Source organism: Streptomyces sp. NPDC037271 (assembly GCF_055603605.1).
This window is the reverse complement of sequence record NZ_JBVJVN010000001.1, coordinates 1,008,160-1,028,974: the sequence shown is the minus strand read 5'-3', so window position 1 is coordinate 1,028,974 and position 20,815 is coordinate 1,008,160. Positions and strand designations below refer to the sequence as shown.

Genomic DNA, 20,815 nt, shown 5'->3' with positions numbered 1-20,815 from the left:
TTCACCTGGTTCGTCCGCGAAGCCGCCCGCCACGGCCTGGAGACCGCCCTCGACTTCGCCCTCCAGTGCTCCCCCGACCACCCCTGGGTCCACAAACACCCCGAGTGGTTCCACCACCGCCCCGACGGCACCATCGCCCACGCCGAGAACCCGCCCAAGAAGTACCAGGACATCTACCCCATCGCCTTCGACGCCGACATGGACGGCCTGGTCACCGAGACCGTGCGGGTACTCAGGTTCTGGATGGACCACGGGGTGCGGATCTTCCGCGTCGACAACCCCCACACCAAACCCGTCGTCTTCTGGGAGAAGGTCATCGGCGAGATCAACCACGCCGACCCCGACGTCATCTTCCTCGCGGAGGCCTTCACCCGCCCCGCGATGATGCACACCCTCGCCCAGATCGGCTTCCAGCAGTCCTACACCTACTTCACCTGGCGCAACACCAAACAGGAACTCACCGAGTACCTCACCGAACTCTCCGGGGACGCCGCCTCCTACATGCGGCCCAACCTCTTCACCAACACCCCCGACATCCTGCACGCCTACCTCCAGCACGGCGGCCGCCCCGCCTTCGAGGTCCGCGCCGTCCTCGCCGCCACCCTCTCCCCCACCTGGGGCGTCTACAGCGGCTACGAACTCTGCGAGAACACCCCCCTGCGCCAAGGCAGCGAGGAATACCTCGACAGCGAGAAGTACCAGCTCAAACCCCGCGACTGGACCACCGCCGCACGCGAGGGCCGCACCATCGCCCCCCTCATCACCCGCCTCAACACCATCCGGCGGGAGAACCCGGCCCTGCGCCAACTGCGCGATCTGCACTTCCATCCCACGGACAAGGAGGAGGTGATCGCCTACTCGAAGCGGCAGGGGTCGAACACGGTTCTGGTGGTCGCCAACCTCGACCCCCACCACACCCAGGAGGCGACGGTCTCGTTGGACATGCCGCAACTCGGCCTGGACTGGCACGAGTCGGTGCCGGTGCGCGACGAGCTCACCGGCGAGACCTACCACTGGGGCAGGGCCAACTATGTGCGCCTGGAGCCGGGCCGTTCGCCCGCGCACGTCTGCACGGTTCTGCGACCGTCCAACCCGCAGATCGGAGGGTCACCCACCACATGATCGTCAACGAGCCCGTGCCGGACACCTTCGAGGACACACCGGCCAAGGACCGGGACCCGGACTGGTTCAAACGAGCCGTCTTCTACGAGGTACTCGTCCGCTCCTTCCAGGACAGCAACGGCGACGGCGTCGGCGACCTCAAGGGCCTCACCGCCAAGCTGGACTACCTGCAATGGCTGGGCGTGGACTGCCTGTGGCTCCCGCCCTTCTTCAAGTCCCCCCTGCGCGACGGCGGCTACGACGTCTCCGACTACACCGCCGTCCTGCCCGAGTTCGGCGACCTGGCCGACTTCGTCGAGTTCGTGGACGCCGCCCACCAGCGCGGCATGCGCGTGATCATCGACTTCGTCATGAACCACACCAGCGACCAGCACCCGTGGTTCCAGGAGTCGCGCAAGGACCCCGACGGCCCGTACGGCGACTACTACGTCTGGGCCGACGACGACAAGCAGTTCCAGGACGCGCGGATCATCTTCGTGGACACCGAGGCGTCGAACTGGACCTACGACCCGGTGCGCAAGCAGTACTTCTGGCACCGCTTCTTCTCCCACCAGCCGGACCTCAACTACGAGAACCCGGCCGTCCAGGAGGAGATGATCTCCGCCCTGAAGTTCTGGCTGGACCTGGGCATCGACGGGTTCCGGCTGGACGCGGTGCCGTACCTCTACCAGCAGGAGGGCACCAACTGCGAGAACCTCCCGGCCACGCACGCCTTCCTGAAGCGGGTGCGCAAGGAGATCGACGCGCAGTACCCGGACACGGTGGTGCTGGCGGAGGCGAACCAGTGGCCCGAGGACGTCGTCGACTACTTCGGCGACTACGCCGCGGGCGGCGACGAGTGCCACATGGCGTTCCACTTCCCGGTCATGCCGCGGATCTTCATGGCCGTGCGCCGCGAGTCCCGCTACCCGGTCTCCGAGATCCTCGCCAAGACCCCGGCCATCCCGTCCGGCTGCCAGTGGGGCATCTTCCTGCGCAACCACGACGAGCTGACCCTGGAAATGGTCACCGACGAGGAACGCGACTACATGTACGCGGAGTACGCCAAGGACCCGCGGATGCGCGCCAACATCGGCATCCGCAGGCGTCTGGCCCCGCTCCTGGACAACGACCGCAACCAGATCGAGCTGTTCACCGCGCTCCTGCTCTCCCTGCCCGGCTCGCCGATCCTCTACTACGGCGACGAGATCGGCATGGGCGACAACATCTGGCTCGGCGACCGCGACGCGGTGCGCACCCCGATGCAGTGGACCCCGGACCGCAACGCCGGTTTCTCGTCGTCCGACCCGGGGCGGCTGTTCCTGCCGACGATCATGGACCCGGTCTACGGCTACCAGGTGACGAACGTCGAGGCGTCCATGGCCTCGCCCTCGTCCCTGCTCCACTGGACCCGCCGCATGATCGAGATCCGCAAGCAGAACCCCGCCTTCGGCCTCGGCACCTACACCGAACTGCCGTCCTCCAACCCCGCGGTACTGGCCTTCCTTCGGGAGGCCCCGCCGAACGGGGAGGACGGGGACGACCTGGTGCTGTGCGTCCACAACTTCTCCCGGTTCGCCCAGCCCACCGAACTCGATCTGAGCGCCTTCCAGGGACGCCACCCGGTCGAGCTGTTCGGCGGGGTCCGCTTCCCGGCGGTCGGCGAACTGCCGTACCTGCTGACCCTCGGGGGGCACGGCTTCTTCTGGTTCCGGCTCCGCAAGGACGCCGTTTAGGCCTCACCGGCCCGATCCCCGGCGCGGGGCGGTTTCTGCCGCCCCGCCCGGGGCACGCATCAGTAGCACCCCGACGACCCGGGGAAAGGACGCGACGCCATGTCGGAAGCCGTCACACGCACCGTCACGAGCCCGCCAGGCCTCCTTGCGTCACTCGATCCGCTGCTGCGGGACTGGCTGCCACGGCAGCGCTGGTTCGCGGGCAAGGGCCGCCCGGTCACCGGGTTCTCGCTGGTCGCCGCCACCGAGCTGCTCCCGGCCGACGCCCGCCTCGGCCTCCACCACGTGCTGGTGCGCGCCCGCCAGCAGCTCGCACCGGCCCCGGGCGGGCCCGAGGACCCCGGCGACTGCTACCAGCTCCTCATAGGCACGCGCGAGGCGCTGCCGCCCCGGCTGGCGCCCGCGCTCATCGGACACGTGACCGAGGGCCCGCTGGCCGGCCGCACCGCCTACGACGCCCTGTACGACACCCGGCCCACCGAGGTGCTCCTGGAGGCGCTGCGCACCGGGGCCCGCGTCGGCGGGCTCCGTTTCGAGCGGGAACGGAGCCCGGAGATACGCGCCGGACTGGTGCCCCGGCTGATGACCGCGGAGCAGTCGAACTCGTCGGTCGTCTATGGAGATACGTTCATCCTCAAGGTGCTGCGCCGGATCGTGCCCGGCGTCAACCCCGACCTGGAGCTGCCGCTGGCGCTGGCCCGCGAGGGCTGCCCGCGGGTGCCGGCGCCGACCGGATGGATGGTGGCGGACCTGGCCGGCCGGCCCTGGGTGCTGGGCGTGCTCCAGCCCTATGTGCAGGGCGCCACCGACGGCTGGGAGCTGGCCCTGCGCGAGCTGGCGAAGGGGGAGGACTTCGCCGCCGAGGCCCGCGCCCTCGGGCGGGCCACCGCCGAGGTGCACACCGCGCTGGCCCGCGCGCTGCCGACCGTCACCCTCGGCCACGGACAGCTGCGGCAGCTCGCCGACGGCATGATCGGACGACTGGAGGAGGCCGCCCACGCGGTGCCCCTGCTCCGGCCGTACACGCCGGCGCTGCGTACGGCGTTCACCGCGCTGGGAGACCTGGCGGCCGAGGGCCGGACCTGGACCGCGCAGCGCGTCCACGGCGACCTGCACCTCGGCCAGTGCCTGCGCTCACCCTCCGGCGAGTGGTCGCTGATCGACTTCGAGGGGGAACCGGCGAAACCACTGGCCGAGCGGCGGATGCCGCAGCCGCCGGTACGGGACGTCGCCGGCATGCTGCGCTCCTTCGACTACGCCGCACACTCGGCCGACGCCCCGGTGCCGGGCTGGGCCGACTCCTGCCGCGCCGCGTACTGCACCGGATACGCGGAGGTCGCCGGCACCGACCCGCGCACCGACCCGGTGATGCTGCGCGCCCACGAGACGGACAAGGCGGTCTACGAGGTCCTGTACGAGGCCCGGCACCGTCCCGACTGGCTTCCGGTACCCCTGTCCGCGGTGCACCGCCTGTCCTCGCCCGGACCGGCCTGACGCCGCCTCCCGCCCGCCCTCCCTGATCCCACGTCGCCCAGGAGGCCCCACCCGTGACCCCCCGCCCCTCGACCAGCGGTCCCGACCCGAAGAAGACGGCCGAGGAGAGGAGCGCCGCGAAGAAGGCGGTGCCGCCTCGGAAGGCGGTGGCCAAGAAGACGGTCGGGAAGCAGGCCGCCGCCAAGAAGACGACCGCGAAGAAGACGACCGCGAAGAAGACGACCGCGAAGAAGGCCGCCGAGAAGAAGACGACGGCGAAGGAGACGACGGCGAAGGGGACGGCCGCGAAGAACACGCCTCCCAGGAAACCGGCCGCCAAGAAGGCCGCCGGGAAGGCCGCGAGGACGGCGGTGAAGGCGGCGGTACCGGCCGGGAGCGCCGCCTCCCCGTCCCTGGACGCCGGCGACCGGGAGCGGCTGCTCGCCGGTACGCACCACGATCCCCACTCCGTGCTCGGCGCCCACCGGGTGCCCGGCGGAGTCGCCTTCCGGGCGTTGCGGCCGTACGCCCTGGCGGTGACCGTCCTGACCGGGGAGGCGCGGGTCGAGCTGCACGACGACGGGGACGGGTTCTTCTCCGGGCTGCTGCCGCTCCAGGAGGCCCCCGTCCACCGGCTCCTCGTGAGGTACGAGGGGACGGTCCAGGAGGTCGAGGACCCGTACCGCTTCCTGCCCACGCTGGGCGACCTGGACCTGCACCTGATCGGCGAGGGCCGGCACGAGCAGCTGTGGCAGGCGCTCGGCGCGCACCCGACGGTCCACGAGGGCGTCGCGGGCACCCGCTTCACGGTGTGGGCGCCGAACGCGCGCGGGGTGCGGGTGGCCGGCGGCTTCAACTTCTGGGACGGCACCGGGCACCCCATGCGGTCGCTGGGCGGCACCGGCGTGTGGGAGCTGTTCCTGCCGGGGATCGGCGCGGGCGAGCTGTACAAGTACGAGATCACCCGGCCGGACGGCTCCCGTACGTTCCGCGCGGACCCGATGGCCCGCCGCGCGGAGGTCCCGCCCGCCACCTCCTCCGTCGTACACGCCTCGGACTACACGTGGGGGGACGGGGAGTGGCTGGCCCGCCGCGCGGACGCCCCCGCGCACGAGGCGCCGATGTCGGTGTACGAGGTCCACCTGCCGTCCTGGCGACCGGGGCTGACGTACCGGGAACTGGCCGAGCAGCTCCCGGCGTACGTGGCGGACCTGGGCTTCACGCACGTCGAGCTGATGCCGGTCGCCGAGCACCCCTTCGGCGGCTCCTGGGGCTACCAGGTCACCGGCTTCTACGCGCCCACGGCCCGCCTCGGCGACCCGGACGACTTCAAGTACCTGGTCGACCGGCTCCACCAGGCCGGCATCGGCGTCCTGATGGACTGGGTGCCGGCCCACTTCCCGCGCGACGACTGGGCGCTCGCCGAGTTCGACGGGCGTCCGCTGTACGAGCACTCCGACCCGCTGCGGGCCGCGCACCCGGACTGGGGCACGCTGGAGTTCGACTTCGGGCGCCGGGAGGTGCGCAACTTCCTCGTCGCCAACGCCGTGTACTGGTGCGAGGAGTTCCACATCGACGGGCTGCGCGTCGACGCGGTCGCCTCGATGCTCTACCTGGACTACTCGCGCGAGCCGGGCCAGTGGGCGCCGAACGAGCACGGCGGCCGGGAGAACCTGGACGCGGTGGCGTTCCTGCAGGAGATGAACGCGACGGTGTACCGGCGGGTGCCGGGCGTCGTGACCGTCGCGGAGGAGTCGACGGCCTGGGACGGCGTCACGCGGGCCACGCACCACAAGGGGCCGAGCGGCTTCGGCGGGCTCGGGTTCGGGCTGAAGTGGAACATGGGCTGGATGCACGACTCGCTGCAGTACATGAGCCACGAGCCGGTGCACCGCAAGTACCACCACGGGGAGATGACCTTCTCGATGGTGTACGCGTACAGCGAGAACTACGTGCTGCCGATATCCCACGACGAGGTGGTGCACGGCAAGAAGTCGCTGGTGTCGAAGATGCCCGGCGACTGGTGGCAGCAGCGCGCGAACGTCCGGGCGTACCTCGGCTTCATGTGGGCGCACCCCGGCAAGCAGCTGCTCTTCATGGGGCAGGAGTTCGCGCAGGGCGCGGAGTGGTCCGAGGCGCACGGTCCCGACTGGTGGCTGCTCGACCCGCAGTACGGGGCGGCGGCGGACCACCGGGGGGTGCTGGACCTGGTCCGCGACCTGAACACCGTCTACCGGGCCACGCCCGCGCTGTGGCAGCGCGACACCCACCCCTCCGGTTTCGCGTGGGTGGCCGGGGACGCCGCCGAGGACAACGTCCTCGCGTTCCTGCGCCTGGACGCCGACGGCACCCCGCTGCTCGCGGTGGCCAACTTCTCCCCGGTCGTCCGCACCGACTACCGCCTCGGCGTCCCCGACGACGTCCCCGCCTGGCACGAGGTGCTCAACACCGACGCCGCGCGGTACGGCGGCGGCGACGTGGGCAACCCGGACCCGGTCAAGCCGGAGCCGCAGGGATGGCACGGCCGGCCGGCGAGCATCCGGCTGACCCTGCCGCCCCTGGCGACGGTGTGGCTGCGTCCGGCCTGACGGTCAGCGCCGGCAGTCAGGACGCTGACAGTCAGGGCGCTGACGGTCAGGCCGCGTCCACGAGTCCCTTCGGCAGCGGCCCGGTGTGCAGGACGCCGAGCCGCTGGGTGGCCCGGGTGAGGGCCACGTACAGGTCGCTCGTGCCGTAGCGGCCGGGCTCGACGACCAGGACGGAGTCGAACTCCAGGCCCTTGGACTGGCGCGGGTCTAGGAGGACGACGCCACGGGTGAGGTCCGGCTCGGCGTCCGCCGTCACCCCGTCCAGCCGGGCCGCGAGGGCCGGGTGCAGATCGCGCGGGGCGATGACCGCGAGGCGGCCCTCCTCGGGGGTCAGCTCCCGGGCGGCCTCGGCGACGGCCGAGGGGAGGTCGTCGGTGGCGCGGATCCAGGGGCGTACGCCCGTGGACCGGACCGAACTCGGCGGTGCGAAGGACGGGTCCTCGGCCCGGACCACCGCCGCCGCCACGTCCATGATCTCGGCCGGGGTGCGGTAGTTGACGCCCAGGCGGGTGTGTTCCCAGCGGTCCTCGACGTAGGGGGCGAGGATCTTCGACCAGGAGCCGACGCCGGCCGCCTCCGCGGTCTGGGCCGGGTCGCCGACCAGGGTCATCGAGCGGGTCGGGCAGCGGCGCATCAGCAGCCGCCACGCCATCGGGGACAGCTCCTGTGCCTCGTCGACGATGATGTGCCCGAAGGCCCAGGTGCGGTCGGCCGCGGCGCGTTCGGCGGCGCTGCGGTGGTCGTCCTCCTCCTGACGCTCGGCGAACCGCTCGGCGTCGATGATGTCGTGCGCCGACAGCACCTCCGCCTCCTCCTCGTCCTTGTCCTCGAACTCGTAGGTCCGGGACGCGTACGACACGTCCAGGACGCCCTGCGCGTAGGCGATCTGCTGCTGCCGTTCGCGTTCGGCGCGGGTGCGGGCGATCCGGTCGTCCTCGCCGAGCAGTTCGGCCGCCTCGTCCAGCAGGGGGACGTCGGCGACGGTCCAGTGCCGGGTGACCGGGCGGCGGACGGCGGCGGCGTCCTCGGCGGGGAGGTAGCCCTCGGGGGCGGCGAGGAAGTCGGCGACGAGGCGCTGCGGGGTGAGCCGGGGCCAGAGCTGGTCGACGGCCGACCAGACCTCCGGGTTCTCGGCGAGTTCGTCGCGGATCTGGGTGATGTCGCTGGGGTCGAGGAGGTTGGAGCCGTCGTAGGGGTCGGTGCCGATGCGTTCGGCGACCATGTCGGTGAGGGCGTTGAGGATGTGGCCCTCGAAGTGCTCGCGGGCGACGTTGTGCGGCAGCTTCGCGGCGCGGGTGCGCTCGCGGGCGACGCCGACCAGGCCGTCGTCCAGCATCAGGACCTCGCGGTCGTGCTCGATCGCGATGACCGGGTCGGGCAGCGCCTGCCGGTCGCGGACCACCTCGGCGAGTACGTCGGCCATGCCGGCGCGGCCCTTCACCGCCGCCGCCTCCGGCGTGTCCGCCGCCGTGGCCTTCACGCCGGGGAACAGCTCGCCGACCGTGGCGAGGAGTACGCCGGTCTCGCCCAGGGAGGGCAGCACCTCGCCGATGTAGCCGAGGAAGGCCGGGTTGGGGCCGACGATGAGGACGGCGCGCTTGGCGAGCAGCTCACGGTGCTCGTAGAGGAGGTAGGCGGCGCGGTGCAGGGCCACGGCGGTCTTGCCGGTGCCGGGGCCGCCCTCGACGACCAGGACGCCGCGGTGCGGGGCGCGGATGATGCGGTCCTGGTCGGCCTGGATGGTCTGCACGATGTCGCCCATGCGGCCGGTGCGCGCGGAGTTCAGCGCGGCGAGCAGCACGGCGTCGCCCGACGGGTCCTCGTGGCCGGTGCGCGTCTCGTCGCCGAGGTCGAGGATCTCGTCGTGCAGGGCGGTGACCGTGCGGCCCTCGCTCGCGATGTGCCGGCGGCGGCGCAGGCCCATCGGGGTGTGGCCGGTGGCCAGGTAGAAGGGGCGGGCGACGTCGGCCCGCCAGTCGATCAGGACCGGGGTGCGTTCGGCGTCGTCGGCACGGAGCCCGATACGGCCGATGTGGTGCCCTGCCCCGGAGGTGAGGTCGATGCGGCCGAAGCAGAGGGAGCCGTCCACCGCGTTGAGCGCGGCGAGCAGCCCGGAGCGCTCGGCGACCAGGATGTCCCGCTCCAGCCGGGCCTGCATGGGGGTGTTGCCCTGCGCGAGCGCGTCCGTGACCGAGCCCTCGGTGTCGCCGCGCAACGCGTCCACGCGTGCGTAGAGTCCGTCGATGAATTCCTGCTCGTGCCGCAATTCATCGTCCGGAAATTCGGTGTTTGACAATTCCACTCCCGCCCGGATATACTGTGCTCATGAACTTCTTCGTGCCCTCGCCTTGTTGAAGTCACGAATCAACGAATATACGCAAAGAAATCCCCCGAGCGCAATTGCTCGGGGGATTTCTTGTTGCGGGCCACCGCTGGTGAGCCCCTGCCTACAGCACGTCGGACAGCTCCTCCAGCAGCCGCCGCTTGGGCCGGGCGCCCACCATCGACTTCACCGGCTCACCGCCGCGGAACACCATGAACGTCGGCATCGACAGCACCTTGTACGCGTTCGTGGTCGCCGGGTTCCGGTCGACGTTCAACTGCACCACCCGGAGCCGGTCGCCCTCCTCCTCGGCCAGGGCGCTGAGCACCGGGGCCATCTGCCGGCACGGCGGGCACCAGTCCGCGGTGAACTCGACCAGCACCGGCAGTTCCGCCTCGATCACCTCCGCCGCGAAATCCGCGTCCGTCACCTCGGCCACCCCTGCGCCCGTCATACGTGCCCTCCCAGTTCGCACTTGGGTTCCGGACCCCCCGGAACTGCCGCCTCGGCCCGCGCCAGCTGCGCGGCGACCTGCGCCCGCACCGACGTGAGCTCCTCGATCAGCGTGTCCAGCTCCGCCAGCTTGCTCCGGTAGACGACGAGGGACGCCGGGCACGCGTCGCCCTCGGGGTGCCCGGCGCGCAGGCACTCCACGAACGGACGGGTCTCCTCCAGGTCGAACCCGAAGTCCTGCAGCGTCCTGATCTGCCGCAGCAGCTTCAGGTCGTCCTCGTCGTACGTCCGGTAACCGTTGCCGGTGCGCCGCGCGGACAGCAGCCCGCGCGACTCGTAGTACCGCAGCGTCCGCGTCGTGGTCCCGGCGCGTGCGGCCAGCTCGCCGATTCGCATACGGACGAACGTAAGCCTTGACGCGGACGTCAAGGCAAGACGTCAAGGAAAGGCGTCAAGGCACGGCCTCGGGACAACAAGGCCCCGCGCCGGAAAGCGCGGGGCCGGAGGACCGGAGAGAGGGAGGGGAAGGCTGGAGGAAGAGGGAGACCGGGCGGCTGAGCAACGGGGGGAGCACCTCAGCCGCCCGGAGTGTGTGGGCGTCGCCCTGGCCTCAGGCCCTGGCTCAGGGCCTCGCCTCAGGGTCAGGCCTCAGGCCTCAGGCCTTGGCCAGCTCCTTCTCGCCGCCCTGGTCGGGCACCGCCGGGATGTCGTCCCCGTCGTCCCCGTCGTCGGCGCCGACGTGGTCGTCCAGGAGCGTCTTCTCGTCGAACGGGGCCCGCCCGGCGAGCACCTCGTCCACCCGCGCCTTGTCGATCTCCTTGGTCCAGGTACCGATCAGCACGGTGGCGACGGCGTTGCCCGCGAAGTTGGTCAGGGCGCGGGCCTCGCTCATGAAGCGGTCGATGCCGACGATGAGGCCGATGCCGTCCACCAGGGCCGGCTTGTGCGAGGAGAGGCCGCCGGCCAGCGTGGCGAGACCGGCACCGGAGACGCCGGCCGCGCCCTTCGAGGCCACCAGCAGGAAGAGCAGCAGCGTGATCTGCTCGCCGATCGCCATCGGCGTACCCATGGCGTCGGCGATGAACAGCGAGGCCATGGTCATGTAGATCATGGTGCCGTCGAGGTTGAACGAGTAGCCGGTCGGGACGGTGATGCCGACCACCGGCTTGCTGACGCCCAGGTGCTCCATCTTCGCGATGAGGCGCGGCAGCGCCGACTCCGACGAGGAGGTGGACAGGATCAGCAGGAACTCGCGGCCCAGGTACTTGAAGAGCGAGAGGACGTTCACACCGGCGATGAAGCGCAGCATCGCGCCCAGCACCAGGACGACGAAGAGGAAGCAGGTGACGTAGAAGCCGAGCATCAGTACGGCCAGGCTCTTGAGCGCGTCGACGCCGGCCGAGCCGGTGACCGCGGCGATGGCGCCGAAGGCACCGATCGGGGCGGCCCACATGATCATGGCCAGGACGCGGAAGACCAGCCGCTGGATGTGCTCGATGCCGCGCAGGACGGGCTGCCCGGCGGAGCCCATGGCCTGCAGGGCGAAGCCGCAGAGCAGGGCGATCAGCAGGGTCTGCAGGACCTCGCCGGCCGTGAACGCGGAGACGATCGTGGTCGGGATGATGCCCAGCAGGAACTCGGTGGTGCCCTTGGCCTCCGCGTCGACCTGCGCCTGGCCGGTCTCCTTGATGGCGTCGGTGACGGCGAGGCCCGTGCCCGGGTCCAGGATGTTGCCGACGACCAGGCCGATGGCGAGGGCCACCAGGGACATCACCAGGAAGTAGACCATGGCGATGCCGCCGACCGCGCCGACCTTGGCGGCCTTGCGCACCGAACCGATGCCCAGCACGATCGTGCAGAAGATGATCGGCGAGATCATCATCTTGATCAGGTTCACGAAGCCGGTGCCCAGCGGCTTCAGCTCGGTCGCGAAGTCGGGCGCGATCAGACCGACGGCGATACCGAGGGCGACCGCGATGATCACCGCGATGTAGAGAAAGTGCGTGCGGTCGCGCTTGGCTTTGGGTGCGGCAGGTGCCGTAGCGGCTTCGCTGGTCACGGCGGCCCTCCTTGACGACGTCGTCGGCATCACCGGCGTGCGGCTCACGTCCGGGGGTTTGCATCGGGGATCTGGTGACTATCTCCCGTGTTGTGAGCGCGGTCACCCTTGCGTTCATTTAGTTCACAATCCAGCCACGCGAGAGACTGGCGGCATGCTCCTCCGTGTCCCCGGACCCCGCAGCCTGGCCGGTCAGCTCTTCGCCATGCAGGCCGTGCTGATAGCGGTCGTGGTCGCCGGTTACGCGCTGTTCACCTACGTCAGTGACCGGCGGCAGGCGGAGGAGGCGGCCGGGCGGCAGGCCAGGTCGGTGGCGCTCGCGATCGCCGACTCGCCCTCCGTGCTGGAGGCGATCCGCACCCCCGACCCGACGGCGCGGCTCCAGCCGTACGCGGTGCGGGTCATGCGGGACACCGACGTGGACTTCGTGACGATCATGGACCCGGAGGGCATCCGCTGGACCCACCCCGACCCGGAGCAAATCGGCCATCTCTTCCGCGGTCACATCGAGCGCGCGCAGCGGGGCGGGACCTTCACCGAGACCTATACGGGCACCCTCGGACCGTCGGTACGGGCGGTCACGCCCGTGCTGGACGGCGACCGGGTCGTGGGCCTGGTCAGCGCGGGCATCAAGGTCGAGGAGATCAGCAAGCGGGCGCGGGAGCAGCTGGCGGCGCTGGTCGGGGTGGCGGCCGGTGCGCTGCTCCTCGGCGCGGTCGGCACGTACGTGATCAACGCGCGGCTGCGCCGCCACACGCACGGCATGAACGCGGACGAGCTGAGCCGGATGCACGACTACCATCAGGCGGCGCTGCACGCGGTGCGGGAGGGCCTGCTGATGCTGGACGGTCGGTACCGGGTCGCGCTGATCAACGACGGCGGACGGGAGCTGCTCGGTGTGACCGGTGACGTGGTGGGCACCTCGGTCGCCGACCTGGGGCTGCCGGCGCAGCTGACGGGGGCGCTGCTGTCCTCGGAACCGCGGGTGGACGAGGTGCACCTGGCGGCGGAGCGGGTGCTGGTGGTGAACACCTCGCCGGTCTCCGGCGGCGAGCACCGGGGCACGGTGGTGACGCTGCGCGACGTGACCGAGCTGCAGTCGCTGACGGGCGAGCTGGACTCGGAGCGCGGCTTCACCCAGGCGCTGCGCTCGCAGGCGCACGAGGCGGCCAACCGGCTGCACACCGTCGTCTCGCTGATCGAGCTGGGGCGCGAGGAGGAGGCCGTGGACTTCGCGACGGCCGAACTGGAACTGGCGCAGGCGCTCACCGACCAGGTGGTGGCGGCGGTCGGCGAGCCCGTGCTGGCCGCGCTGCTGCTGGGCAAGACGGCGCAGGCCAACGAGCGGGGAGTGGAGCTGGTGGTGTCGCAGGACAGCCGACTGGACGACGGGCTGCTGCCGCCGTCCCTGCCCGCCCGGGACCTGGTGACGATCCTGGGCAACCTGGTCGACAACGCGGTGGACGCGGCCCAGGGCGGTGTTCCCTCGCGGGTGACGGTGGCGGCGTACACGGACGCGGCGCGGGGCGGCGGCTCCGAGCTGGTGCTGTGCGTGTCGGACACCGGCGCCGGGGTCGATCCCGCCCATGCGGACCTGGTCTTCCAGCGGGGTTTCTCGACGAAGCCGGCCGGTGAGGGCGGGCGGGGCCTCGGGCTGGCGCTGGCGCGGCAGGCGGTGCGGCGGCACGGCGGCTCCCTGACCGTGACGGAGGCCGAGGGCGGCGGCGCCCGGTTCGAGGCCCGGCTGCCGCTGGACGGCACCGGGGGCCGCGCGCCGGCGCCGGACGCCCCGACGGGCAGACCGGACGTGGGAGGCGCCGTATGACCGGCCCGGAACCCATCCGTGTCCTGGTCGTCGAGGACGACCCCGTCGCCGCCGACGCGCACGTGATGTACGTCGGCCGGGTGCCGGGGTTCACGGCCGTCGGCAAGGCGCACACCGGGGCGGAGGCGCGGCGCGTGCTGGACCGTACGCCGGTGGACCTGCTCCTGCTCGACCTGCACCTGCCGGACGTGCACGGGCTGCAGCTGGCCCGTTCGCTGCGGGCGGCGGGGCATCACACCGACGTGATAGCGGTGACGTCGGCGCGGGACCTGGCGGTCGTCCGGGAGGGCGTGTCGCTGGGCGTCGTGCAGTACGTGCTGAAGCCGTTCACGTTCGCCACCCTGCGGGACCGGCTGGTGCGGTACGCCGAGTTCCGGAACGCCGCCGGGGAGGCGAGCGGCCAGGACGAGGTGGACCGGGCGCTGGCCACCCTGCGGGCGCCGGGCCCGGCCGCCCTGCCGAAAGGGCTGAGCGCGCCGACCCTGGAACGGGTGACGGGCGCGCTGCGCGGCTCGGAGGAGGGCCTCACGGCGGCCGGGGTCGCCGAGGCCGTGGGCATCTCGCGGATCACCGCCCGGCGTTACCTGGAGCACCTGGTGGACGCGGGGCGGGCGGGGCGCAGGCCGCTGTACGGGCAGGTGGGGCGGCCCGAGTTGGTGTACCGGTGGGTCCGGGAGGCCGAGCGGGGCCGATGAACACAGGTTGTCCACCGCACACGCATTGACCTGACTAGACCACTCCTCTTACGTTCGCCGAGCAGCCGTCCCGGCCACAGCGTCGTGCCCGTAGGAGGTCGTGCCCGTGCGTCCCACCGTCCGGTTCACCGCTCTGTTCACCCTCACCGCGCTCGCCTCCACCACCCTCGCCGCCTGCGGAAGCGGCTCCGGCGGCGATCCGGACACGGTGAAGGTCTCCTTCAAACAGTCGACGGACAACTCCATCAAGGTGACGGACACCTACCTCGCCGGCATCAAGAAGCAGTTCGAGGAGGCCAATCCGGGCAAGAAGGTCGAGCTCGTCCCCATCAAGGCCCCGGACTCGGAGTACTACACCAAGCTCCAGCAGATGCTCCGCTCCCCCAAGACCGCGCCGGACCTGGTCTACGAGGACACGTTCCTCATCAACTCCGACATCACCAGCGGGTATCTGATGCCGCTCGACGACTACCTCGCCGAGTGGAAGGACTGGGACCGGTTCATCGACACCGCGAAGGCGGCGGCGAAGGGCGAGGACGGCAAGACGTACGGCGTCCCGGACGGGACGGACACCCGGGGCCTGTGGTTCAGCAAGGACGTCTTCGCCAGGGCCGGTCTGCCCGCCGACTGGCAGCCGAGGACGTGGGACGAGGTCCTCGACGCCGCTCGCACCATCAAGGAGAAGGTGCCGGGCGTCGTGCCCCTCAACGTGTACACGGGCAAGCCGGCCGGCGAGGCCGCCACCATGCAGGGCTTCCAGATGCTGCTGTACGGCACGGGTGACGGCGGCTCCGACCCGCTGTACGACAAGGGCAGCAAGAAGTGGATCACGGCGGGGCAGGGGTTCAGGGACTCCCTCGCCTTCGTCGAGACGCTCTACAAGGAGAAGCTCGGCCCGGAGGTCTCCGACGCGCTCGACCCCAACTTCGCCACCACGGTCCGCGGCGAACTGCTCCCGCAGGGCAAGCTCGGCATCGCCCTGGACGGCTCCTGGCTGCCGCAGGACTGGCTGGAGGGCAGCGGGCACGAGTGGCCCGAGTGGTCGACGGAGCTGGGACTGGCCGCCATGCCCACCCAGAACGGTCAGGCTCCGGGCAGGGTGAGCATGTCGGGCGGCTGGACCTGGGCGATCCCGGACAAGGCGGGCAACCCCGACCTGGCCTTCGAGTTCATCAAGACGATGCAGACCAAGGCCAACGCCCAGAAGTGGTACATCGCCAACTCCGGCATCGCGGTCCGCGAGGACGTCGCGGACGACCCCGCTTACGTCGAGGCCCAGCCCGGCATCGAGTTCTTCACCGACCTCGTCGCCGTCACCCACTACCGGCCCGCCTACCCGGCGTATCCGAAGGTGTCCGTCGCCATCCAGGAGGCGATGGAGGGCGTGACGACCGGCGACAAGTCGGTGGAGGAGGCGGCGCGCGACTACGACGAGGCGCTCAAGGAGGCGACCGGCGACCAGGTGGTCAGCAGGTGACCGCGGCCGCGCCGCGGCACGCGGGTCCGGAGGCCCGGAAGGCCCCGGCGCCCCCGGCCTCCGGCAGCCGTCCCGGCACCCTCCACCGCTCCCTGGTCCGCGCCCTGCCCGTCTCCCCCGCCGTCGTCCTGCTGCTGCTCTTCCTCGCCGGCCCGATCGCGTACTGCGTCGTCATCGCCTTCACCGACCTCCAGCTCACCGGGCAGGCCGAGGAGTCCTTCGTCGGCCTCGAGAACTTCCGGCGGGCGTTCCAGGACGAGGCGTTCCTCAACGCCGTGTGGCTGACCCTGGTGTTCACGGTGGTGTCGTCGCTGATCGGGCAGAACACGCTGGGGCTGGCGCTGGCCTCGCTGATGCAGCGGGCCTCGAAGCCGGTCCGTACGCTCACCGGCGGCATCGTCGTCACGGCGTGGGTGCTGCCGGAGGTGGTGGCGGGCTTCCTGCTCTACGCCTTCTTCCGCCGCGAGGGCACCCTCAACGCCATCCTGGACTGGCTCCATCTGCCGTCCCAGAACTGGCTGTTCACGCTGCCGATCCTCGCGGTGTCCTTCGCCAACGTGTGGCGGGGCACCGCGTTCTCGATGCTGGTGTACTCGGCCGCCCTGAACGAGATCCCGAAGGAGGTCACCGAGGCCGCCGAGGTGGACGGGGCGAGCGGCTGGCGCCGGATGTGGCACATCACGCTGCCGATGATCCGGCGGTCCATCGGCACCAACCTCATGCTCAACACCCTGCAGACCCTGTCGGTCTTCGGCCTGATCTGGGTGATGACGCGGGGCGGCCCGAGCGGCAAGAGCCAGACGCTGCCGCTGTTCATGTACGAGCAGGCCTTCCAGAACAGCCTGATCGGCTACGGCACGGCGGTGGCGCTGCTGCTGTTGCTGATCGGCTCGCTGTTCTCGGTCGTGTACCTGCGCCTGCTGCGGACGGAGGTCTGACATGGCGTCCACGCTCACGTCCCGCACTGCCCGCCGTGCCCCCGCCTCCCGGCGTGCCCCCGCCTCCCGCCGCGGCCGGCGCCGGCTGGCCGCCGACGCGGGGCTGCTGGTGGCGGCCGCGGCCTTCGTGCTGCCGCTGGCCTGGGTGGTGCTGTCCGCCCTGGACCCGCACGCGAGCCTGAGGGTCAAGGTCCCCGACGGGGTGACGCTGGACAACTTCGACGCGATCCTCACCCCGGAGATCACCTTCACCCCGCTGCTCAACAGCCTGGTCCTGTGCGGCGGGGCGACCCTGCTGACGGTGGTGTGCGCGGCGCTCGCGGCGTATCCGCTCTCCCGTTTCCGGTCGCGGCTGAACCGGCCGTTCCTGCTGACCATCCTGTTCGCGACCAGCCTGCCCATCACGGCGATCATGGTGCCGGTCTACGCCCTCTTCGTGCGGGTGAACCTGATCGACACCATGCAGGGGACGATCTTCTTCTTCGCCGCCTCGCAACTTCCCTTCGCCATCTGGCTGATGAAGAACTTCATGGACGGCGTGCCCAGGGAACTGGAGGAGGCGGCGTGGACGGACGGGGCGTCGTCGTTCCAGTCCCTGCTGCGGATCGTGCTGCCGCTGATGGGGCCGGGGGTGGCGGTGGTGACGGTGTTCTCGTTCGTGATGATGTGGGGGAACTTCTTCGTCCCGTTCATGCTGCTGCTCACCCCGGACCAGATGCCCGCCTCGGTGAGCATCAACGACTTCTTCGGCAACCGGGGCATGGTGGCGTACGGGCAGCTGGCGGCGTTCTCGATCGTCTACTCGACGCCGGTCATCCTGCTGTACGTGCTGATCTCCCGGCGGCTCGGCGGCGGGTTCGCGCTGGGCGGGGCGGTCAAGGGATGAGCAATGCCGTCACGGGCGAGCGGAGCGGTCACGGACAAGCGGTGCGGTCCCGGGGTGAGCGGGGGCGGCTCCCGCAGGCGTGCGCGGGGCGCGTGCGGGAGTCCGCGTGCGCCGGTACGCGCCCGTACGCATCCGTAGGTTCATACGATCCGTATCGCTGGCTGAACAGCCCGTAGTCAAGGATCGCCCGGCCCCCTACGGTGTGGCGCGTGCGCCGACCCTCACCCCACCCGAACCAGTCGGGTCCCCCGTTCAACGCCCTCGCCGCCCGCCGGCTCCGCGCCGCCCTCAACATGGGGCCCGAGCACGTCGCCCACGGCATGCGGGTCTCGTACGGGCTGCCGTACGTCACCCCGGACCTCGTCGTCGCCTGGGAGCGGGGCGTCGCCTCCCCCCGGAACTCCGAGCTGACCGCGCTCGCGGGGGTGCTGTGGTGCTCGCCCGGTGATCTGATCGGCCGGCCGCAGACCCTGCGCGAGCACCGCGTCGCCCGTTCCCTGGCGCCGGAGGACGTGGCCCGCGCCGTCGGGATGGCGCTCCCGGCCTACCTGCGGATGGAGGAGACGGACGGCTGGCGCGGCACCGACCGCCAGTCGGCCGCCCTCGCCGACGTGCTCGCCCTCGCCCTGCCCGACTTCGTGGCCGTCACGGGGCGCGAGGAGAAGCTCGCCGGCCTGCTCACGAGCGCGGTGACCACCCGCTGGCAGGGCTATGTGCGCCCGGTAGCCAAGGTGACGCCCCTGGACCGGCGGGTCCTGGCGAACGTCCTCCAGGTACTGCACCAGGACTACCAGGGGCACATGACCGCCACCCTCAGCTGGGGCGGCGGCGGCCCCGACTCGAACGCCGGGGGCCGCGACTTCCTCGACCGGATCGTGGAGCACTTCTGGGCGGCGGTCGAGAAGCACCCGTGAGCGGTGGCTCAGGGGAGGTGCCGCCCTGGGTCGCCGGGTGTGCTCCGGCGTCCCCTGGAACCTGAGACGGACTCAGTTCCCTCGGTTCCGCCGCATCACCCTAGGCCGGCGGCCGGCGTCGGCCCGTCTCCGGTGCGAGCCCGGTCGCTCCCGGCTCCGGCGGGGCGGACAGGACCCGGAGGCCCCTGAGGAAACCGTCGCGGTCGGCGGGTGACAGTCGGGCGAGCAGCCGTTCCTCGCCCTCCTGGATGGTGGACCGGACGGTGTCCCGCAGCCGTCGGCCCTCGGCGGTGAGGGAGAGCAGACGCGCGCGCCGGTCCTCGGGATCGGGTCGGCGGCGGATCAGCCCGCGGTCCTCCAGGCCGTCGAGGACCGCGATGATGCGGGTCTTGTCCGCCCTGATGGCCTCGGCCAGCGCGGCCTGGGTGCGGATCGGTGTCTCGTCGAGGTGCAGCAGCACGGCGTACGCCCACATCGTGAGCCCGTGTGCGTCGAGGACCGGTTGTTCGGCGGCCATCAGCGTGCGCAGGAGCGGCGCGACCATCTCGGCGAGGTCGGGACGGCCCGGCCGTTCCCCTGGCGGGGTGTCCCCGGCGCCTCCCTGGAGTGTGTTCTCGGCCATGGTCAGGAAAATACCGGTTGACAATCCATACGCACAAGCACATCGTGTGCAGGTGCTTACTAATTATTTCCTGGCGGATTCGGCCCGCTTACGGCGCCTCGACGCGCAGGCGGTCCCGGCCGTCCGCGGCACGACATGCTGAGGTCCTCATGGACGCCTGGCCAGGCCCGGGACCAGGACCATGGTGGCCCGGTCCTGGTCAGCGTCACCGACTTCAGACTCGACAGGATCAGGGACCTGCCCGGCGTCTACCGGGAGGCCCGCCGACTGGCGTCGCGTTGGCCGGAGCTCCCGGGGGCGTACGGGATGTGGCTGTGGGCCATCCCCACTGCCCGCCGGTGCGGCGCCGTGGCCGTCTGGCGCGACACGGCCGCCCTGCGTCGCTTCGTCGCGTGGCCGCCCCACGTCGCCATCATGGGCGCCTACAGGGGGCGCGGCACGCTGGCCTCGACCACCTGGCAGACGGCGGACGGATTCGACCCGCGCGCGACCTGGGCCCGAGCGCACGCCGTGCTGACGCAGGCGCGCTGGAGGGTTGAAACCGGAGGAATCGAGCCGCCGCCCTCTGTCTCCGTTCCCGTTCCCGGCTCCGGCTCCGGCTCCGGCTCCGGCGCAGGACGCTAGAAGACCGACTCCGCCTCGTCCATCCGGTCCTTCGGCACCGTCTTCAGCTCGGTCACGGCCTCCGCCAGCGGCACCATGACGACGTCCGTGCCGCGCAGCGCGGTCATCCGGCCGAAGTCGCCCCGGTGGGCGGCCTCCACCGCGTGCCAGCCGAAGCGGGTGGCGAGCACCCTGTCGTACGCGGTCGGTACGCCGCCGCGCTGGACGTGGCCGAGGATGACCGGCTTGGCCTCCTTGCCGAGCCGGCGTTCCAGTTCGTACGCCAGTGCCGTGCCGATGCCCTGGAAGCGCTCGTGGCCGAACTTGTCGATCGCGCCCTTGCCGTAGTCCATGGAGCCCTCGGCGGGGTGGGCGCCCTCGGCGACGCAGACGACGGCGAACTTCTTGCCGCGGGAGAACCGCTCCTCGACCATCTTGACCAGGTCGGCCGGGTCGAAGGGGCGCTCGGGCAGGCAGATGCCGTGGGCGCCGGCGGCCATGCCGGACTCCAGGGCGATCCAGCCGGCGTGTCGGCCCATGACCTCGACGACCATCACGCGCTGGTGGGACTCGGCGGTGGTCTTCAGCCGGTCCATCGCCTCGGTGGCCACGCCGACCGCCGTGTCGAAGCCGAAGGTGCGGTCGGTGGAGGAGATGTCGTTGTCGATGGTCTTCGGCACGCCGACCACCGGCAGGCCGGCGTCGGACAGCATCCGGGCGGCCGTCAGCGTGCCCTCTCCGCCGATCGGGATCAGCGCGTCGATGCCGAAGCTCTGGATCATGTCGCCGGCGTTCTCGCAGGCCTCGCGGAGCCGGTCCCGCTCCAGCCGGGAGGAGCCGAGGATGGTGCCGCCGCGGGCCAGGATGCCGCTGACCGCGTTCAGGTCGAGGGCGCGGTAACGGCCGTCCAGCAGGCCCGCGTAGCCGTCCTCGAAGCCGATGACCTCGTCGCCGTAGTTGTCGACCGCTCGGTGCACGACCGACCGGATCACTGCGTTCAGGCCGGGGCAGTCGCCGCCTGCGGTGAGAACTCCGATACGCATCGTGCTGTGTCTCCTGCTCGCTGTTGACACCGGTGAGCCGAACCAATTCTTTCATGACCGGCCCCCCGGCGGGCACTCA

Annotated in this window: 17 protein-coding genes; 11 read left to right on the top strand and 6 right to left on the bottom strand. The window is 71.2% G+C overall.

The features are described from left to right. The 4 genes from ACZ7G3_RS04730 to glgB form a co-directional block, all read left to right on the top strand. A partial coding sequence (locus ACZ7G3_RS04730) for an alpha-amylase family glycosyl hydrolase (RefSeq protein WP_470923170.1) occupies positions 1 to 1,122 on the top strand: 1,122 nt, incomplete at its 5' end. Next, positions 1,119 to 2,837 (top strand): maltose alpha-D-glucosyltransferase, encoded by a 1,719-nt coding sequence (treS, locus tag ACZ7G3_RS04725; protein WP_470923169.1) that lies wholly within the window; start codon positions 1,119 to 1,121, stop codon positions 2,835 to 2,837. The genes ACZ7G3_RS04730 and treS, both read left to right, overlap by 4 nt. A gap of 99 nt (positions 2,838 to 2,936) precedes the next feature. Further along, on the top strand, positions 2,937 to 4,331 hold the full coding sequence (locus tag ACZ7G3_RS04720; RefSeq protein ID WP_426599701.1) for a maltokinase N-terminal cap-like domain-containing protein: 1,395 nt from the start codon (positions 2,937 to 2,939) through the stop codon (positions 4,329 to 4,331). Between the two features lie 53 nt (positions 4,332 to 4,384). Next, complete coding sequence (glgB, locus tag ACZ7G3_RS04715; RefSeq protein ID WP_470923168.1) at positions 4,385 to 6,898, top strand: 1,4-alpha-glucan branching enzyme; 2,514 nt, start codon at positions 4,385 to 4,387, stop codon at positions 6,896 to 6,898. 46 nt (positions 6,899 to 6,944) lie between these two features. On the opposite strand, the gene ACZ7G3_RS04710 is transcribed toward glgB, so the two are convergent. From ACZ7G3_RS04710 to ACZ7G3_RS04695, 4 genes are all read right to left on the bottom strand, one after another. Continuing rightward, positions 6,945 to 9,164 carry a HelD family protein gene (locus ACZ7G3_RS04710; RefSeq protein ID WP_426599811.1) on the bottom strand — a complete coding sequence of 740 codons (2,220 nt, stop codon included), beginning with the start codon at positions 9,162 to 9,164 and terminating at the stop codon, positions 6,945 to 6,947. 181 nt (positions 9,165 to 9,345) lie between these two features. Continuing rightward, positions 9,346 to 9,660, bottom strand: coding sequence for a thioredoxin family protein (locus tag ACZ7G3_RS04705; RefSeq protein WP_426599812.1), 315 nt, complete (start codon positions 9,658 to 9,660; stop codon positions 9,346 to 9,348). 11 nt (positions 9,661 to 9,671) lie between these two features. Then, entirely contained in the window at positions 9,672 to 10,070 is a 399-nt protein-coding gene (locus ACZ7G3_RS04700; RefSeq protein WP_426557155.1) for a MerR family transcriptional regulator, read from the bottom strand. A gap of 259 nt (positions 10,071 to 10,329) precedes the next feature. Next, complete coding sequence (locus ACZ7G3_RS04695; RefSeq protein ID WP_470923167.1) at positions 10,330 to 11,733, bottom strand: cation:dicarboxylate symporter family transporter; 1,404 nt, start codon at positions 11,731 to 11,733, stop codon at positions 10,330 to 10,332. A gap of 154 nt (positions 11,734 to 11,887) precedes the next feature. On the opposite strand from ACZ7G3_RS04695, the gene ACZ7G3_RS04690 reads away from it, so the two are divergent. The 6 genes from ACZ7G3_RS04690 (at position 11,888) to ACZ7G3_RS04665 (ending at position 18,468) form a co-directional block, all read left to right on the top strand. Continuing rightward, entirely contained in the window at positions 11,888 to 13,558 is a 1,671-nt protein-coding gene (locus ACZ7G3_RS04690) for a sensor histidine kinase (protein WP_470923166.1), read from the top strand. Beyond that, positions 13,555 to 14,253 (top strand): response regulator, encoded by a 699-nt coding sequence (locus ACZ7G3_RS04685; RefSeq protein WP_470923165.1) that lies wholly within the window; start codon positions 13,555 to 13,557, stop codon positions 14,251 to 14,253. Before ACZ7G3_RS04690 ends, ACZ7G3_RS04685 begins: the two co-directional genes overlap by 4 nt. Positions 14,254 to 14,359: 106 nt before the next feature. Next, a complete protein-coding gene (locus ACZ7G3_RS04680; RefSeq protein ID WP_470923164.1) occupies positions 14,360 to 15,730 on the top strand; it encodes an extracellular solute-binding protein in 1,371 nt (456 codons plus the stop codon). Then, positions 15,727 to 16,668 (top strand): carbohydrate ABC transporter permease, encoded by a 942-nt coding sequence (locus tag ACZ7G3_RS04675; protein WP_470923163.1) that lies wholly within the window; start codon positions 15,727 to 15,729, stop codon positions 16,666 to 16,668. Before ACZ7G3_RS04680 ends, ACZ7G3_RS04675 begins: the two co-directional genes overlap by 4 nt. Before the next feature lies 1 nt (position 16,669). Then, positions 16,670 to 17,554, top strand: a complete 885-nt coding sequence (locus ACZ7G3_RS04670) for a carbohydrate ABC transporter permease (RefSeq protein ID WP_470923162.1) — start codon at positions 16,670 to 16,672, stop codon at positions 17,552 to 17,554. A gap of 200 nt (positions 17,555 to 17,754) precedes the next feature. Continuing rightward, positions 17,755 to 18,468, top strand: a complete 714-nt coding sequence (locus tag ACZ7G3_RS04665) for an XRE family transcriptional regulator (RefSeq protein WP_470923161.1) — start codon at positions 17,755 to 17,757, stop codon at positions 18,466 to 18,468. A gap of 100 nt (positions 18,469 to 18,568) precedes the next feature. Here the strand turns inward: ACZ7G3_RS04665 and ACZ7G3_RS04660 are convergent, their stop codons facing one another. Continuing rightward, positions 18,569 to 19,090 carry a MarR family winged helix-turn-helix transcriptional regulator gene (locus tag ACZ7G3_RS04660; RefSeq protein WP_470923160.1) on the bottom strand — a complete coding sequence of 174 codons (522 nt, stop codon included), beginning with the start codon at positions 19,088 to 19,090 and terminating at the stop codon, positions 18,569 to 18,571. 135 nt (positions 19,091 to 19,225) lie between these two features. Here ACZ7G3_RS04660 and ACZ7G3_RS04655 point away from each other — a divergent pair, with 135 nt between their 5' ends. Continuing rightward, the gene (locus ACZ7G3_RS04655; RefSeq protein ID WP_470923159.1) at positions 19,226 to 19,714 is read left to right on the top strand and encodes a hypothetical protein; all 489 of its coding nucleotides are present in this window, start codon (positions 19,226 to 19,228) and stop codon (positions 19,712 to 19,714) included. Here the strand turns inward: ACZ7G3_RS04655 and ACZ7G3_RS04650 are convergent. Beyond that, positions 19,711 to 20,736 carry an ATP-dependent 6-phosphofructokinase gene (locus tag ACZ7G3_RS04650; RefSeq protein ID WP_426523519.1) on the bottom strand — a complete coding sequence of 342 codons (1,026 nt, stop codon included), beginning with the start codon at positions 20,734 to 20,736 and terminating at the stop codon, positions 19,711 to 19,713. The genes ACZ7G3_RS04655 and ACZ7G3_RS04650 overlap by 4 nt on opposite strands. Between the last annotated feature and the right edge of the window lie 79 nt (positions 20,737 to 20,815).